This window comes from Pseudomonas sp. BRG-100, from assembly GCF_000737955.1.
GTDB classification, from domain to species: domain Bacteria; phylum Pseudomonadota; class Gammaproteobacteria; order Pseudomonadales; family Pseudomonadaceae; genus Aquipseudomonas; species Aquipseudomonas synxantha_A.
Map to the genome: position 1 here is coordinate 4,289,252 of NZ_JPRX01000001.1, position 16,043 is coordinate 4,305,294.

The 16,043-nt window shown below is 58.5% G+C and carries 15 protein-coding genes; 12 read left to right on the plus strand and 3 right to left on the minus strand.

The window, feature by feature from the left end:
- The first annotated feature begins 131 nt into the window (after positions 1-131).
- The 3 genes from JH25_RS08330 to JH25_RS08320 are packed head-to-tail and all read left to right on the plus strand — an operon-like array spanning position 132 to position 2,811.
- The gene (locus JH25_RS08330) at positions 132-1,010 is read left to right on the plus strand and encodes a heme/hemin ABC transporter substrate-binding protein (RefSeq protein ID WP_032879463.1); all 879 of its coding nucleotides are present in this window, start codon (positions 132-134) and stop codon (positions 1,008-1,010) included.
- Between the two features lie 50 nt (positions 1,011-1,060).
- Positions 1,061-2,044, plus strand: a complete 984-nt coding sequence (locus JH25_RS08325; protein WP_177327434.1) for a FecCD family ABC transporter permease — start codon at positions 1,061-1,063, stop codon at positions 2,042-2,044.
- Entirely contained in the window at positions 2,044-2,811 is a 768-nt protein-coding gene (locus tag JH25_RS08320) for a heme ABC transporter ATP-binding protein (protein WP_032879465.1), read from the plus strand. The genes JH25_RS08325 and JH25_RS08320 overlap by 1 nt, the downstream gene beginning before the upstream one ends.
- Positions 2,812-3,054: 243 nt before the next feature.
- On the opposite strand, the gene JH25_RS08315 is transcribed toward JH25_RS08320, so the two are convergent.
- The 3 genes from JH25_RS08315 to JH25_RS08305 all read right to left on the minus strand — a co-directional run bounded on the left by JH25_RS08315 (position 3,055) and on the right by JH25_RS08305 (position 5,521).
- Positions 3,055-3,327 (minus strand): TfoX/Sxy family protein, encoded by a 273-nt coding sequence (locus JH25_RS08315; protein WP_005791418.1) that lies wholly within the window; start codon positions 3,325-3,327, stop codon positions 3,055-3,057.
- 202 nt (positions 3,328-3,529) lie between these two features.
- On the minus strand, positions 3,530-3,874 hold the full coding sequence (locus JH25_RS08310) for a pentapeptide repeat-containing protein (protein ID WP_032879466.1): 345 nt from the start codon (positions 3,872-3,874) through the stop codon (positions 3,530-3,532).
- Between the two features lie 90 nt (positions 3,875-3,964).
- Positions 3,965-5,521, minus strand: coding sequence for a bifunctional aminoglycoside phosphotransferase/ATP-binding protein (locus JH25_RS08305; RefSeq protein WP_032879467.1), 1,557 nt, complete (start codon positions 5,519-5,521; stop codon positions 3,965-3,967).
- A 118-nt stretch (positions 5,522-5,639) separates the two neighbouring features.
- Here JH25_RS08305 and mrcB point away from each other — a divergent pair, with 118 nt between their 5' ends.
- The 9 genes from mrcB to msrQ all read left to right on the plus strand — a co-directional run bounded on the left by mrcB (position 5,640) and on the right by msrQ (position 15,458).
- Complete coding sequence (gene mrcB / locus JH25_RS08300) at positions 5,640-7,964, plus strand: penicillin-binding protein 1B (protein ID WP_005791412.1); 2,325 nt, start codon at positions 5,640-5,642, stop codon at positions 7,962-7,964.
- Positions 7,965-7,980: 16 nt separating this feature from the next.
- Positions 7,981-8,715, plus strand: coding sequence for a tetratricopeptide repeat protein (locus JH25_RS08295; RefSeq protein ID WP_032879469.1), 735 nt, complete (start codon positions 7,981-7,983; stop codon positions 8,713-8,715).
- Complete coding sequence (locus tag JH25_RS08290; protein ID WP_032879470.1) at positions 8,715-9,044, plus strand: YqcC family protein; 330 nt, start codon at positions 8,715-8,717, stop codon at positions 9,042-9,044. The genes JH25_RS08295 and JH25_RS08290 overlap by 1 nt, the downstream gene beginning before the upstream one ends.
- 431 nt (positions 9,045-9,475) lie before the next feature.
- Positions 9,476-11,200: an acetolactate synthase 3 large subunit gene (locus JH25_RS08285; protein ID WP_005791407.1), complete on the plus strand. Its 1,725-nt coding sequence runs from the start codon at positions 9,476-9,478 to the stop codon at positions 11,198-11,200.
- Positions 11,201-11,202: 2 nt separating this feature from the next.
- Entirely contained in the window at positions 11,203-11,694 is a 492-nt protein-coding gene (gene ilvN / locus JH25_RS08280) for an acetolactate synthase small subunit (RefSeq protein WP_003176102.1), read from the plus strand.
- 47 nt (positions 11,695-11,741) lie between these two features.
- Entirely contained in the window at positions 11,742-12,758 is a 1,017-nt protein-coding gene (gene ilvC, locus JH25_RS08275; RefSeq protein ID WP_003194132.1) for a ketol-acid reductoisomerase, read from the plus strand.
- A gap of 145 nt (positions 12,759-12,903) precedes the next feature.
- Positions 12,904-13,761, plus strand: a complete 858-nt coding sequence (gene pssA, locus JH25_RS08270; protein WP_005791399.1) for a CDP-diacylglycerol--serine O-phosphatidyltransferase — start codon at positions 12,904-12,906, stop codon at positions 13,759-13,761.
- A gap of 63 nt (positions 13,762-13,824) precedes the next feature.
- The gene (gene msrP, locus JH25_RS08265; RefSeq protein WP_032879471.1) at positions 13,825-14,838 is read left to right on the plus strand and encodes a protein-methionine-sulfoxide reductase catalytic subunit MsrP; all 1,014 of its coding nucleotides are present in this window, start codon (positions 13,825-13,827) and stop codon (positions 14,836-14,838) included.
- Entirely contained in the window at positions 14,838-15,458 is a 621-nt protein-coding gene (gene msrQ, locus JH25_RS08260; RefSeq protein WP_032879472.1) for a protein-methionine-sulfoxide reductase heme-binding subunit MsrQ, read from the plus strand. The genes msrP and msrQ overlap by 1 nt, the downstream gene beginning before the upstream one ends.
- Positions 15,459-16,043: the final 585 nt, after the last annotated feature.

Consider the following 16,043-nt stretch of genomic DNA (forward strand, 5'->3'; position numbering starts at 1 on the left):
CAAATGCAAACAATTATCAAATGGCCGCTTCGCCCGTCAGCTGACTGGGTGCTTAATACGATGTCCGGCAGCAATGTTCTGTCACATTGATGAGTGCCTGAATGGCCCTGCTCTAGGAAGGAAACCCTGTTATGCGCCTGAGTACCAGCGCTATTGCGCTTGTTGCCTCATTACTGGTCAGCCACGGGGCACACGCCTCTGAACTGCCACAACGCTGGGTCAGTGCTGGAGGGGCGCTATCGGAATGGGTGACGGCTTTAGGCGGCGAATCGAAATTGGTCGGGGTCGACACCACCAGCCAGCATCCGCAGTCGCTCAAGGCGTTGCCGAGTATTGGCTACCAGCGGCAGCTGTCGGCTGAAGGCATTCTCAGCCTGCGCCCGCAAATCCTTGTGGGCACTGAGGAAATGGGGCCGCCGCCGGTACTGGCGCAGATTCGCAATGCCGGCGTGCAGGTCGAGATGTTTTCGGCCCAGCCGGATTTGCCGACATTGAAGGGCAACCTTGAACACTTGGGAAAACTGCTGGGCAGTGAGACCCGGGCAGACGCACTGTTTGCCAAATACGGGCAGGCGCTGGAGCAGCAAAAAAGCTGGGTGACCAAGGCCCAGGCGGCGCAAAAGGCTCCGGGCGTGCTGTTGTTGCTGGGCCATGCCGGTGGCAAGCCGCTGATCGCGGGCAAGGACACGGCCGCCGATTGGATATTGCAGCAGGCGGGCGGACGTAACCTGGCCACGCACTCGGGCTATAAGCCCTTTTCAGTCGAGTCTTTGGCGGGGTTGAGTCCTGATGTGCTGGTGTTTGCCGATCGCGCGCTGACCGGTGATGCGGCGCGCGCTGCCTTGTTCAAGGAAAACCCGATTCTCGCGTCGACACCGGCAGCCAAGCGTGGGCGAGTGTTTGAACTGGATCCGACCTTGCTGGTGGGTGGCCTGGGGCCGCGATTGCCAGAAAACCTGGTGAAACTGTCCGCTGGTTTTTATCCGTCCCAGGCTAAATCGGCTCCATGACCACTCTGCTTAAGCCCAAGACACTGTTTATTGGCCTGTCGCTGCTGTGTGTGTTGGCGATCTGGCTTTCATTGGCCCTCGGACCGGTCAGCTTGCCGTTGATTGATACGCTCAGAGCCGCGTTAAGGCTATTGGGCGTGCCGATTGAGGCGGCGGGGTTGGAGCAGGCTGAATTGATTCTGGGGCAGATTCGCCTGCCGCGGACCCTTTTGGGGCTGGCCGTCGGCGGTGTCCTTGCGTTGTCGGGCGTGGCGATGCAGGGATTGTTTCGCAACCCGCTGGCCGATCCTGGGTTGGTGGGTGTGTCCAGCGGTGCGGCGTTGGGGGCAGCGGTGGCGATTGTCGGCGGTTCGTTCTTCGGTGGGCTGCCGGATGCGTTCGGTCCCTATTTGTTGTCGCTGTGCGCATTTCTGGGGGGGCTGGGCGTTACCGCACTGGTCTACCGGTTGGGGCGTCGCAATGGCCAGACCAATGTCGCGACGATGCTGCTTGCCGGTATCGCGCTGACGGCACTGGCCAGCTCAACGGTGGGGCTGTTTACCTATCTGGCCGACGATGCCACCTTGCGCACCCTGACGTTCTGGAACCTGGGCAGCCTCAATGGCGCGAGCTATTCGCGGTTGTGGCCCTTGCTGTTGGTAAGCGCGGGCGTCGCGCTGTGGTTGCCGCGCCGGGCGAAAGCGCTGAACGCATTGCTGCTGGGTGAGTCGGAGGCCAATCATCTGGGCATTGATGTTGAGGGGCTCAAGCGCGAGTTGGTGTTCTGCACGGCCCTGGGCGTTGGCGCAGCCGTGGCGGCTGCGGGCATGATTGGTTTTGTCGGTTTGGTGGTGCCACATCTGGTGCGGCTGCTGGCGGGGCCGGATCATCGGGTGCTGTTGCCGGCGTCAGTGCTGGCGGGCGCGAGCCTGCTGTTGTTTGCCGACCTGGTGGCGCGCTTGGCGTTGGCGCCGGCGGAACTGCCGATCGGTATTGTCACTGCATTTATCGGTGCGCCATTTTTCCTCTATTTATTGTTACGAGGGCGCGCCTGATGCTGCGGGTAGAAGCGTTGCAGATTCGGCGCGGTGGTAAAACCGTGTTGTCCGATGTCACCTTGGACCTGCTGCCGGGCGAAGTGCTGGGCGTGCTGGGGCCCAATGGTGCGGGCAAAAGTACCTTGCTCGGAGCGCTGTGCGGGGAGTTGTCGCCTGATGAGGGCAAGATCTGGTTGGACCAGCAAGAATTGAAGAGTCTGGGAGGGGCGCAACGTGCCCAGCGTCTGGCGGTGTTGCCACAGACGTCCACCCTGGACTTCGCCTTTCGTGTCGAAGAGGTGGTGGGCATGGGGCGCTTGCCTCATCAGGCCGGGCGAGTGCGCGACGATCAAATCATCCGCGCGGCGCTGCACGCGGCCGACGTGGGCCACCTGAGTGGCCGCAGCTACCTGGCCTTGTCGGGCGGCGAGCGACAAAGGGTGCACTTGGCGCGGGTGTTGGCGCAGTTATGGCCAGGTGAGGCGGGGCAAACGTTGTTGTTGGACGAGCCAACGTCGATGCTTGATCCCCTGCACCAGCACACCACCTTGCAGGCGATTCGCAGCTTTGCCGACAAGGGGGCTGCGGTGCTGGTGATCCTGCATGACTTGAACCTGGCGGCGCGTTACTGCGACCGGATCCTGCTGCTGGAAGGCGGACGCCCCCATGCTCTGGATAGGCCCGCAACAGTCCTGCAACCTGAGCCACTCAAGGCTGTATTTGGTCTGGATGTGCTGGTACAACCGCATCCGGAGCGGGGGCATCCGCTGATCATTGCGCGCTGAAGTCAGTAATTTGCAGGCAAAAAAAGACCCGGCAAGAGCCGGGTCAAATAACCGTGATTAGCCTGATGAGGAGATAATCTGAGAGTCCGAACCAATGGTCTTTCAGTTATCGGCTGATCTCGCGACCAGTTGTGATAATCATAACGATTCTCATTTGAGAGTCAACTATTGTTTTATCTGCTCATCCAGTTTTTCTCAAACGCTCGTTTGTAATGCCTGTAAACATTGGGCTTGAGGGCCGATCTAGTTTTTCTGCCGCGCTGACAGGGCATCCAACTGGCGGTTCAGCGCCTCCTTGCGTTCAGAGGGGAGGTCGTTCCAGTGCACATCCATCAATGCGCCTTCAATGGCGTACAGCAGAACTTTCGAAGCTCGGAAGCCGCGAGTCCGTACGGCTCGGTAAGCATCGACCGCGCCCAGGCGGCGCAAGTCAGACGCGCTGTGGATACCCACCGCATGCAGCCACTGCGCTGATGTCTTGCCGAGGTTTTTCAGGTGTTGCAGCTCATCGTTCATCAAGCCTCCTTGCGACGGCCGAATGGTGCGGTGGGTATCGTGACCAGGCAGCCTGAAAATGAGTGTAGCGCTCAGTAGGAAAAACGCAGTTCTTTGGGCAGGAACGGCTGAAAAGCTTATAAGAATGTGGCGATGCTTTAGCTGACGGGCAGGCGTGAAACGCCCGGCACGCTTGAGGCGAAGCCGGGGTTCAGAAGGTGGATTACTTGGTGCGGTAGCGTAGGCGAGTGCCGAAGTTGACTGACATCAGGATCTCGTCAGCCGTGAGCTCGGGTGGGAAGTAAGTGCCGGAAATCTGCGCGTGGGCCAGGCTCGCGCCTTCCATCGAGCAGTCGCGTAAATCCAGGCCGCGCAAGTCGGCAGAGCGAAAATAGGCGTCGGTGAAGTCAACGCCTGCGGCGTTCAGATCTCGCAGGTCCAGCCCTCGGAAGTCGCCACCGCGCATATCGATGGTGCCGTCTTGAGGGCGCTGCTGGTTGAAGCCGCGGATGTCATCCTTGTGCAGGAGCGCATAGAGCGGGGTATCAAGAAGCTTGGGCTGACTCACGATAGCGACTCCTGTTAGGTGGTGATGTCATTATAGTGGCTATATTGCCGGGTCGTGCGTCATGTGGGCGACACGACCAGGAAATATTGCTTACAAGCCCGGGAGGCGCTGGCGAATATGCGCGACCAACGCATCCAGCGTTCCGCTTTCATTGGTTTCCACGCGCTTGCTCAGCAACAGCTCTTGCGCCGTCAACGGCTCACGACTGGCTTGCTGCTCTTGGATAACGCTCAGCGTTGCGTCGGACGGATCGTTTTGATCCGCCTGACGTTGTGCCAGCCAACTGCTGATAACCGCTTGAGGTGCGTTGCAATCGAGGATCAGGAATGGCGCGCCGGTGGCTTCGGCGATCTGGGCTGCCGCATCACGTTGAGCGCGTTTCAAGAAGGTCGCATCCAGCACCACCGGGTAACCTGCGCGTAGTACGGTCTCGGCAATTTCGTTCAAGCGTGTATAGGTGGCAATGCTGGCGTCCTGATTGTAGATGCCGGCCTGTGGCGCGTTTTCGACCTGCTGCTCGCCAAACAGACGCTTGCGCTCCACATCCGAACGCAGGCGTACGGCGCCGAGGGCCTCGACCAGGCGCATGGCTACATGGCTCTTGCCTACCGCTGAAACACCATGGGTGATTGCCAGAAAGCGCGACGGAATGGTGCTGTAGCTTTCCGCCAGGTTGGCGTAGTTGCGGTACTGGCGCAGGGTAGTGGCGCGCTGCACCGGGCTTGCCTCGCTCGGCATGCTGAACAGCGCAACCTTTGCACGTACCAGCGCACGGTAGGCTTTATAGAAATTCAGCACTTCCAGGCCTTGATAGTCGCCGGTCAGTTCCAGGTACTGGCTGATGAAGCGGCGCGCCAGAGACTTGAGCCCACGGTCTTCAAGGTCCATGGCGAGGAAGGCGGTATCGGCGTACACATCGGTAAAGCGGAAAGGCTCGTTGAACTCGATGCAGTCGAAGATCACGACGTGGCCGTCAATCAGGGTGGCGTTGCCCAGGTGGATGTCACCGTGGCATTCGCGAGTGAAACCATCGAGCTTGCGTTGTTCAAGCAGCGGCTTGAGGCGCTCGAAGCTGCTTTCGGCCCAGGCTTGCAGGGCCTCAAGTTGAGTCAGGTCAGCTTTGTCGCTGAGGAATGGGCGAATCTGGTCGAAGTTCTGGCGTACCGGCGCCATGACTTCATCCGGCGTGCCGGCCGGGTGCTCTTGCGGGACCTTGGGGGCAGTGAGGTGAAAGTGCGCAATCTGACTGGCCATCTCGTCGATGTGGGCGTTGGTCAGTTCGCTGTTGGCTTGCAGGGTGCTGAGCATCTGGCTTTGCGGGAACTGGCGCATTTTCAGTGCGTACTCGATGACCGGGCCGTCGCCGCCCAACTGCGGCGCGTCGGCAGTGCCGGTAATCGGCAACACTTCAAGATACAAATCTTTGGTCAAGCGCTGGTTGAGACGCAGCTCCTCATTGCAGAAGTGGCCACGTTTTTCCAGATCGGTGAAATCCAGAAATCCGAAGTTCATCGGTTTCTTCAATTTGTAAGCATAGGGACCTGTCAGAACCACCCAGGAAATATGGGTCTCGATGACTTGAAATGCTTCAACCGGATGAGGGTATAAAGCCGGGTTTTGCAGGGCAGCGATCAGGGACTGGCTCACGGGCGATCCTTCAAAGTCTGGGAGAAATCATCGTGGCCATTATGGCTGCTGATGCCAGTCGTGCAAACCGCTGTCCGGCTCATGTTGATCATCAATAAAGTGCGTATAATCCGCCGCCATGACTCGAACCCGATCTCCCCGTTCCCGTAAAAAACCTCCTTCCCGCAGCTTGCGCCCCTGGTTGGGCTGGGCGCTCAAGCTGGGCCTGGTTGGCCTTGTGGTGGTCGCCGGCTTTGCGGTGTACCTCGATGCCGTGGTGCAGGAAAAATTCTCTGGCAAGCGCTGGACGATTCCGGCCAAGGTGTATGCACGCCCGCTGGAACTGTTCTCCGGGCAGAAGCTGAGCAAGGAGGACTTCCTTACCGAGCTCGACGCACTGGGCTATCGCCGCGAACCTGTGAGCAATGGCCCCGGCGCCGCAGCCGTCAGCGGCAACACCGTCGACCTGAACACCCGTGGGTTCCAGTTCTACGAAGGCCTGGAAAAAGCTCAGCCGGTACGCGTGCGTTTCTCCGGCGATTATGTGGCTGAACTGTCCTCGCTCAATGGCTCCAAGCTGCCGGTAGTGCGCCTGGAACCGTTGATGATTGGCGGTATTTATCCGAAAAACCTAGAAGATCGCATCCTGATCAAGCTTGATCAGGTACCGCCTTATTTGCTGGAAACCCTGGTGGCGGTCGAAGACCGCGATTTCTACAGCCATTGGGGCGTCTCGCCGAAGTCGATTGCCCGCGCTGTCTGGGTCAACACCTCCGGTGGCAAGATGACCCAGGGCGGCAGTACGCTCACGCAACAATTGGTCAAGAACTTCTACCTGACCAACGAGCGCAGCCTCACCCGTAAACTCACCGAAGCCATGATGGCGATGTTGCTGGAGCTGCATTACAGCAAGCAGGAAATCCTTGAGGCGTACCTCAACGAGGTATTCGTCGGTCAGGATGGCCAGCGCGCGGTGCACGGTTTCGGTTTGGCCAGCCAGTTCTTCTTTGGGCAACCGTTATCCGAGTTGAAGTTGCATCAGGTCGCGCTGCTGGTGGGCATGGTCAAGGGGCCGTCCTATTACAATCCGCGTCGCAACCCGGAGCGTGCGCTCGAACGTCGCAATCTGGTACTCGATGTATTGGAGCAGCAGGGTGTCGCGACGGCTGAACAAGTGGCCGCCGCGAAGAAAATGCCGTTGGGTGTGACCACTCGCGGCAAGTTGGCCGATAGCTCGTTCCCCGGCTTTATCGATCTGGTCAAGCGCCAGTTGCGTGAAGACTACCGCGACGAAGACTTGACCGAAGAGGGCTTGCGGATTTTCACCAGCTTCGACCCGATCCTGCAGATGAAGGCCGAAGCGTCCGTCAACGACACCTTCAAACGCCTGACCGGCCGTAAAGGCTCGGATGAAGTCGAAGCCGCCATGGTCGTGACCAACCCGGAAACCGGTGAAGTCCAGGCCATGATCGGCAGCCGCCAGGCCAGTTTCGCCGGCTTCAACCGCGCACTGGACGCCGTGCGGCCGATTGGCTCGCTGGTCAAGCCTGCGGTCTACTTGAGTGCGTTGGAAAAACCCAGCAAGTACACGCTGACCAGTTGGCTGTCGGATGACCCGTTGTCGGTCAAAGGCGCGAATGGCCAGGTATGGACGCCGAAGAACTTCGATCGCCGTTCCCACGGCACGGTGTTCCTGTATCAGGGGCTGGCGCATTCCTACAATATTTCCACCTCGCGCCTGGGGCTTGAGGTCGGCGTGCCAAATGTCCTGAAAACCATCGCGCGACTGGGGGTGGAGCGTGAGTTCCCGGCATTCCCGTCCATGCTTCTGGGCGCTGCGGCCATGACCCCGATGGAAGTGGCGACCATGTACCAGACCCTCGCCAACGGTGGCTTCAATACACCGATGCGCGGGATCCGCAGTGTGCTGACCGCCGAAGGCGAACCGCTCAAGCGCTACCCGTTCCAGATCCAGCAGCGTTTTGACGCGGGCTCTATCTACCTGATCCAGAACGCCATGCAGCGTGTGATGCGTGAGGGTACAGGGCGCTCGGTGTACAGCGTGCTGCCGTCGAACCTGACGCTGGCGGGCAAGACCGGTACCAGTAACGACTCGCGTGACAGCTGGTTTGCGGGTTTCGGCCAGGATGTATTGGCCGTGGTGTGGCTGGGGCGTGACGATAACGGCAAGACGCCGTTCACCGGTGCGACCGGCGCGCTGCAGGTATGGACCAGTTTCATGCGCAAGGCTGACCCGTTGCCGCTCAACATGCCCCAGCCGGACAATATCGTGCAGGCCTGGATTGATCCGCACACCGGCCAGGGCTCTGATGCCAACTGTCCGGGGGCGGTGCAGATGCCGTATATTCGCGGCAGCGAACCACCACCCGGCCCTGCGTGCGGTGGCAGTGCCCCTGCTGACGCGGATTCGGTGATGGATTGGGTCAAGGGCTGGATGAATTAAGCAAAGAGGGTTTCAAGTGAACAAGTTGTGGATTCCAGCAATTACGGCTCTGGCTTTGCTCGGCGGTTGCTCCAGCGTGCAGCGCGGCTCCATCCCTGTGGTGGACTCAAGCACGTCCGTCTCCAATAACGACCGCATTTCGGCCAATGGCGGCTTCCGTCAGACGGTAGTCAAGCGGCCTGCCCAGGCTGCAACCCAGGCAATTCCCCAGGACTCCGGCGTCGTGGTGATGGTGCCTGGCAGTGGTGCTGCAACCTCGGCGCCTATCAGCGCCGAGCCATGGACCCCAGGCCCTAGCACTTCCGGGCCGGTTAACGCCACGCCGATTCAAACCGCGCCGGTCAACCAGGGCACCTACAACATGCCTTCGACGCCGAGCGGTATTCCGTCATCGTCCAATGCGGGCGGGTTGTCGGCTGACGAACAACTCGATGGCCCGGTGCTGGCGCTGCTCACCACCGCTCAGCAGCAGCAGGCGGGTGGCGATTTGAATGGCGCCTCGTCGAGCCTTGAACGTGCCCAGCGCGTGGCGCCGCGTGAGCCACAAGTGCTGTATCGCCTGGCCCAGGTGCGCATGGCCCAGGGCGATGCGCCCCAGGCGGAGCAATTCGCTCGCCGTGGCCTGAGCCTGGCCAATGACCGCCCAGACCTGCAAGCCAGCCTTTGGGCCTTGATCGGTGATGCGCGTGCCGCCCAGGGCGATGCAGCGGGTGCCGCCCAGGCGCGACAGAAAGCCAAGGTCAGCCTCTGATGGATGCACGTTTCCCAGCGATCGCCGAACAGCTATTGCTGATCGAGCGAGAACTGCGCGTGCAGGGCTGGTGGGATGAAGAGTCCCCCGGTGCTGAAGCGCTCAGCAGTGTCGAACCCTTTTCAGTCGATACCCTGGACTTCCACCAGTGGCTGCAATGGATCTTCCTGGTACGCATGAAGCAGATCCTTGAACAGGACCTGCCCTTGCCGAATGCATCGGGGATCCTGGAAATGGCCGAGATGGTCTATGCCGACCGACCGCGGGAGAGCCTCGGCTTGCGTAACGCGCTGAAAAAGTTCGATCAATTGATCGTCGACGCTCGTTAATTGCCTGACTGCCGGGTTTTCCGGCAGTCTTGCGCACATTTCTACCGCTTGACGACATTCAGGCGAGTTTTATCCCTCCTCAAAGCCCTTTCTTCTACGTTCTCATGCGCTTAGTTGGAAAAAAGCGCAATTATTGCTTGACTTGAAGGGCCTGAAACAGAAGAATCCAAAGTCCGCTGTATCGGGACTGCCAGAAGCAGGCCCGCTCAGCAGATCATGAGGCGCACACCCGCGCCGACCTGTAACACCCGCAACGCGTTACCTCGCGCTGGGTGGGAAAAGCCCGCAACACTTGGGACGATCCCAATACTTGCTCAGTCAGTGCTGACGTAGTCGGCGACCACCGTCGCTCATGCTCTGTTGAGAAGTAAACCTATTAAGACCCGTCGGTTTTTAACGGACGGTATTCTGGCGTTTTAGAGGTGAACAACGTGGAGCTTTTATCTGGCGGTGAGATGCTCGTCCGCTTTTTGCGTGACGAAGGCGTCGACTATATCTACGGGTACCCAGGTGGTGCTCTGCTGCATGTCTACGACGCACTGTTCAAGGAACCGGCTGTTACCCACATCCTGGTTCGCCACGAACAGGCCGCGACCCATATGGCTGACGGTTACGCCCGTGCCACCGGTAAAGCCGGCGTGGTACTGGTAACGTCTGGCCCAGGCGCAACCAATGCCATTACCGGTATTGCGACTGCGTATATGGACTCCATCCCGATGGTGATCATTTCTGGCCAGGTGCCAAGCACCATGGTCGGCACCGACGCTTTCCAGGAAACCGACATGATCGGTATTTCCCGCCCGATCGTGAAACACAGCTTCATGATCAAGCACGCGTCGGAAATCCCGGAAGTCATGAAAAAGGCGTTCTACCTCGCACAGTCCGGTCGTCCGGGCCCTGTGGTGGTGGATATCCCGAAAGACATGACCAACCCGGCCGAAAAATTCGAATACATCTTCCCCAAGAAAGCCAAGCTGCGTTCCTACAGCCCGGCCGTCCGCGGGCACTCGGGGCAAATCCGCAAGGCGGCAGAAATGCTCCTGGCAGCCAAGCGCCCCGTGTTGTACTCCGGCGGTGGCGTGATTCTGGGCGGCGGTTCCGCTCCGCTGACCGAACTGGCCAAGCTGCTCAACCTGCCGGTGACCAACACCCTGATGGGCCTCGGCGCATTCCCGGGTACGGACCGCCAGTTCGTCGGTATGCTCGGTATGCACGGCAGCTACACCGCCAACCTGACCATGCACCACGCTGACGTGATCCTGGCCGTGGGCGCGCGGTTCGATGACCGTGTGATCAATGGTGCGAGCAAGTTCTGCCCGAATGCCAAGATCATCCATATCGACATCGACCCGGCGTCCATCTCCAAGACCATCAAGGCCGATGTGCCGATCGTGGGGCCGGTGGAGAGCGTGTTGACCGAAATGGTCGCAGCGCTCAAGGACATCGGCGAGGCACCGAACAAGGAGTCCGTTGCCAGCTGGTGGAAGCAGATTGACGAATGGCGTGGTGATCGCGGCCTGTTCCCTTATGACAAGGGCGACGGCAGCATCATCAAGCCACAAACCGTGATCGAAACCCTGTGCGAAGTGACCAAGGGCGACGCCTTTGTAACCTCCGACGTGGGCCAGCACCAGATGTTCGCGGCGCAGTACTACAAGTTCGACAAGCCTAACCGCTGGATCAACTCCGGTGGCCTGGGCACGATGGGCTTTGGTTTCCCTGCGGCCATGGGTGTGAAACTGAGCTTCCCGGATGCCGACGTTGCCTGCGTCACCGGCGAAGGCAGCATCCAGATGAACATCCAGGAGCTGTCGACGTGCCTGCAATATGGTCTTCCAGTGAAGATCGTCTGCTTGAACAACGGCGTGCTCGGCATGGTTCGTCAATGGCAGGACATGAGCTACGGTAGCCGTCACTCCCACTCCTACATGGAATCGTTGCCGGATTTCATCAAGTTGGTTGAAGCCTATGGCCACGTCGGCATTCGCATCACTGATTTGAAAGATCTGAAGCCGAAGATGGAAGAAGCGTTCGCCATGAAAGACCGCCTGGTGTTCATCGATATTCAGGTCGATACCAGCGAGCACGTCTATCCGATGCAAATCAAAGACGGCTCCATGCGCGACATGTGGCTGAACAAGACGGAGCGTACTTAATCATGCGGCATATTATCTCCCTGCTTCTGGAGAACGAGCCCGGCGCCTTGTCCCGTGTTGTCGGCCTGTTTTCGCAACGCAACTACAACATCGAAAGCCTGACCGTGGCGCCGACCGAAGACCCGACCCTGTCGCGCCTGACGTTGACCACTGTTGGCCACGATGAGGTGATCGAGCAGATCACCAAGAACCTCAACAAGCTGATCGAAGTGGTCAAGCTGGTCGACCTGTCGGAAAGCGCCCACATCGAGCGCGAACTGATGCTCGTCAAGGTCAAGGCCACGGGTGCCCAGCGTGCCGAGATCAAGCGCACTACCGATATTTATCGCGGGCAGATCGTCGATGTGAGCGCCAGCGTTTATACCGTTCAACTGACCGGTACAAGCGACAAGCTGGACAGCTTCATCCAGTCGATCGGGACAGCCTCGATTCTGGAAACCGTACGCAGTGGTGTCACCGGGATTGCCCGTGGCGACAAAGTACTCAGCATCTAACCCAAATTAGCGAATGGCCTTACGGCCTGGATATATAGAGGAACCTCATGAAAGTTTATTACGATAAAGATTGTGACCTGTCGATCATCCAGGGCAAGAAAGTCGCCATCATCGGCTACGGTTCCCAGGGCCACGCACAAGCGTGCAACCTGAAAGATTCCGGCGTGGACGTCACCGTTGGCCTGCGCAAAGGTTCGGCTACTGTTGCCAAGGCTGAAGCCCACGGCCTGAAAGTGACCGACGTTGCTTCCGCCGTAGCGGCTGCCGACCTGGTCATGATCCTGACCCCGGACGAGTTCCAGTCCTCGCTGTACAAGAACGAAATCGAGCCGAACATCAAGAAAGGCGCCACCCTGGCCTTCTCCCACGGCTTCGCGATCCACTACAACCAGGTTGTGCCGCGCGCTGACCTCGACGTGATCATGATCGCGCCGAAAGCGCCGGGCCACACCGTGCGTTCCGAGTTCGTCAAAGGCGGTGGTATCCCTGACCTGATCGCGATCTACCAGGACGCGTCGGGCAACGCCAAAAACGTTGCACTGTCCTACGCTGCTGGCGTCGGTGGCGGTCGTACCGGCATCATCGAAACCACGTTCAAGGACGAGACCGAAACCGACCTGTTCGGCGAGCAAGCCGTTCTGTGCGGCGGTACCGTTGAGCTGGTCAAGGCCGGTTTCGAAACCTTGGTTGAAGCTGGCTATGCGCCGGAAATGGCCTACTTCGAATGCCTGCACGAACTGAAGCTGATCGTTGACCTCATGTACGAAGGCGGTATCGCCAACATGAACTACTCGATCTCCAACAACGCCGAGTACGGCGAGTACGTGACCGGTCCGGAAGTGATCAACGCCGAGTCCCGCCAGGCCATGCGCAACGCCCTGAAACGTATTCAGGACGGCGAATACGCCAAAATGTTCATCAGCGAAGGCGCTACCGGCTACCCTTCGATGACCGCCAAGCGCCGTAACAACGCCGCTCACGGTATCGAAGTCATCGGCGAGCAACTGCGCTCCATGATGCCGTGGATCGGTGCCAACAAGATCGTCGACAAAGCCAAGAACTAAGTCGTACGCATCAAGGGAAAACGCGGCTTAGGCCGCGTTTTTTCGTTTGAGGGGCCGGTTCTGGTATAAAGCTGCATCGTTTGCGGGCGAACACTCGCCGCAAGTATCTGTCGAATTTTTTTCACACCGTTGCAAGGTAAAGTCCATGAGCGAACGTCCCGAAGAGCCAAACCAGGCTTCCGACGCCGAAAGCATGCTGCCGATCGATGAACATGTCGAAGAAGGGCATGACGCCGAAGGCCGTAAGGTCCGGCATCGTGGCATCTATCTTCTGCCCAATCTGTTTACGACGGCGAACCTGTTTGCCGGCTTTTATTCCATCATCAACTCCATGAGTGCCCAAAGTGCGCTGGCGGCAGGTGATGCGGCGAGTGCCAGCAAGTACTTTGGTTTTGCTGCCATCGCAATCTTCGTGGCCATGGTGCTCGACGGCCTGGATGGGCGCGTAGCGCGGATGACCAACACCCAAAGTGCTTTTGGCGCCGAGTACGACTCGCTGTCGGACATGGTTGCCTTTGGTGTCGCCCCTGCGCTGCTGGCTTTTGCTTGGGCATTGGGTGACATGGGCAAGGTCGGCTGGATGGTTGCCTTCATCTATGTCGCCGGTGCCGCGTTGCGACTGGCGCGTTTCAATACGCAGGTGGGCACTGCCGACAAGCGTTACTTCATCGGGCTTGCCAGCCCGGCAGCCGCCGGCGTCGTGGCGGGTATCGTCTGGGCGTTCAGTGATTACGGCATCCAGGGGTCGAAGATGTCGTTCCTGGTAGCGTTGATGGTTGCAGCGGCCGGGATGCTGATGGTCAGCAATATCAAGTACAACAGCTTCAAGGAGCTGGACCTCAAAGGGCGCGTGCCTTTCGTGGCGATCCTTGTGGTGGTGCTTGTGTTTGCAGTGGTGTTCAGTGATCCGCCGCGGATTCTGCTGCTGGCGTTCCTGGTTTACGCCGCGTCTGGTCCGATTCAGTATTTGCTGCATCTGCGCCGGGACAAAACATTGCCTTAATGTAATTTCCCCCATACTCCGCAGTCTATTGGTGCATCAGTTCTCCAATGCTGCGGAGTTGCCATGTTAATCAAACTACCCAAAGCGTCCGATTGCCATGAATCGGATGTCACGCCTGAATCCCTCTATTTCTCTCGTCGCAGTTTGCTCGGTGGTGCGCTGGCCGGTATTGCCGCCAGTAGCTTGCCGCGTTGGGCCAGTGCGGGCGATGCGGCGCGTTATGCCGATGTCGAAGCGGGCAGGGCGCCCAACTGGTTTGCCGAGAAGCTTCCTGGTACGAAATGGCAGGCGGTGACGGTCAAGGACGAGGCGATCACGCCGTTCAAGGATGCAACCCACTACAACAACTTTTATGAGTTCGGTACCGACAAGGGCGACCCGGCGGCGAATGCAGGTGCGCTCAAGACCGAGCCGTGGAGTGTTGTGATCGATGGTGAGGTGGCCAAGCCTGGGCGTTATGCCTTGGAAGACTTCATGAAACCCTATGAGCTGGAAGAACGGATCTATCGATTGCGCTGCGTTGAAGCCTGGTCGATGGTGATTCCGTGGATCGGTTTCCCGATCTCGGCCTTGCTCAAGCAGGTTGAACCTACCTCCAAAGCGAAGTACATCCGTTTTGAAACCCTCCAGGACCCGAAGAGCATGCCTGGGCAGCGCTCCAGTTTCGGCTTGATCGACTGGCCTTATGTAGAAGGGCTGCGTCTGGACGAAGCGATGAACCCGCTGGCGATTCTCGCCGTAGGTATGTATGGGCGCGAGCTGCCTAATCAGAATGGTGCGCCGTTGCGCTTGGTGGTGCCGTGGAAGTACGGCTTCAAAAGTGTCAAATCCATCGTGCGGATCAGCCTTGTCAGCGAGCAGCCGAAAACCACCTGGCAGAGCATTGCGGCTGATGAGTATGGGTTCTACGCAAATGTGAACCCTACGGTCGATCATCCGCGGTGGACCCAGGCGCGGGAGCGACGTCTACCCAGTGGCCTGTTCAGCCCGAACGTGCGCGATACGCAGATGTTCAATGGCTACGCGGATGAGGTCGCGTCTTTATATACAGGTCTCGATCTGCGGAAGAACTACTGATGCGCTTTCCAATCTGGCGCATTGGAGTCTTTATAGCTGCGGCGGTTTGGCCATTGCTCTGGTTGTATGAAGCATGGAGTTTTGCCCTGGGGCCTGATCCGGGCAAAGTGCTGGTCGATCGCTTGGGGCTGGGTACGTTGATCCTGCTGCTGATCACGCTCGGGATGACGCCGCTGCAGAAGTTGAGCGGTTGGGCAGGGTGGATCGCGGTACGCCGGCAGTTGGGGCTGTGGTGCTTCGCCTATGTAGTACTGCATTTGGCGGCATACTGCGTGTTCGTCCTTGGGCTCGATTGGTCGCAGCTCGGCGTAGAACTGCGCAAGCGGCCCTACATAATTGTGGGGGCGCTGGGGTTTATGGCTCTATTGGTGCTGGCTGTCACATCCAACCGCTATAGCCAGCGTCGATTGGGTAGCCGCTGGAAGAAGTTGCATCGCTTGACCTATGTGATCCTGGGCCTGGGTTTGCTGCACATGCTCTGGATAGTTCGGGCTGATCTGAAGGAGTGGGCTGTCTACGCTTCCATTGGTGCACTGCTTCTTTTGTTGCGGGTGCCACCGGTGATGCGCCGAATCCCTCGCCTTATTGCTAAAAAGACACCTTCTGCCACAAAAGTGTAATTAACCCTTGACGGCAGATTCTGGAAGCCTATAATTCGCCCCACTTCCGGCGCAGTCGAAACGGAAAACTCCTTGGTAAACAATGAGTTACGTAGTTTTCGGCAGCAGGTTGCTTCAGTTCATCGAAGCCAAAAGGAAGTTGAAAAAGAGGTGTTGACAGCAGCGTGTAACGCTGTAGAATTCGCCTCCCGCTGACGAGAGATCGGAAGCGCAAGTGGTTGAAGTTGTTGAAGAAATCTTCGAAAGCTTCTGAAAATAATCACTTGACAGCAAATGAGGCTGCTGTAGAATGCGCGCCTCGGTTGAGACGAAAGATCTTAACCAATCGCTCTTTAACAACTGAATCAAGCAATTCGTGTGGGTGCTTGTGGAGTCAGACTGATAGTCAACAAGATTATCAGCATCACAAGTTACTCCGCGAGAAATCAAAGATGTAACCAACGATTGCTGAGCCAAGTTTAGGGTTTCTTAAAAACCCAAAGATGTTTGAACTGAAGAGTTTGATCATGGCTCAGATTGAACGCTGGCGGCAGGCCTAACACATGCAAGTCGAGCGGTAGAGAGAAGCTTGCTTCTCTTGAGAGT

Bases quoted from the DNA above. Each gene is read 5' to 3' on its own strand.
- JH25_RS08315 (WP_005791418.1), bottom strand. From the start codon at position 3,327: ATGAACGATGAGCTGCAACACCTGAAAAACCTCGGCAAGACATCAGCG.
- ilvN (WP_003176102.1), top strand. From the start codon at position 11,203: ATGCGGCATATTATCTCCCTGCTTCTGGAGAACGAGCCCGGCGCCTTG.
- ilvC (WP_003194132.1), top strand. From the start codon at position 11,742: ATGAAAGTTTATTACGATAAAGATTGTGACCTGTCGATCATCCAGGGC.
- pssA (WP_005791399.1), top strand. From the start codon at position 12,904: ATGAGCGAACGTCCCGAAGAGCCAAACCAGGCTTCCGACGCCGAAAGC.
- mrcB (WP_005791412.1), top strand. From the start codon at position 5,640: ATGACTCGAACCCGATCTCCCCGTTCCCGTAAAAAACCTCCTTCCCGC.
- msrQ (WP_032879472.1), top strand. From the start codon at position 14,838: ATGCGCTTTCCAATCTGGCGCATTGGAGTCTTTATAGCTGCGGCGGTT.
- JH25_RS08290 (WP_032879470.1), top strand. From the start codon at position 8,715: ATGGATGCACGTTTCCCAGCGATCGCCGAACAGCTATTGCTGATCGAG.
- msrP (WP_032879471.1), top strand. From the start codon at position 13,825: ATGTTAATCAAACTACCCAAAGCGTCCGATTGCCATGAATCGGATGTC.
- JH25_RS08330 (WP_032879463.1), top strand. From the start codon at position 132: ATGCGCCTGAGTACCAGCGCTATTGCGCTTGTTGCCTCATTACTGGTC.
- JH25_RS08320 (WP_032879465.1), top strand. From the start codon at position 2,044: ATGCTGCGGGTAGAAGCGTTGCAGATTCGGCGCGGTGGTAAAACCGTG.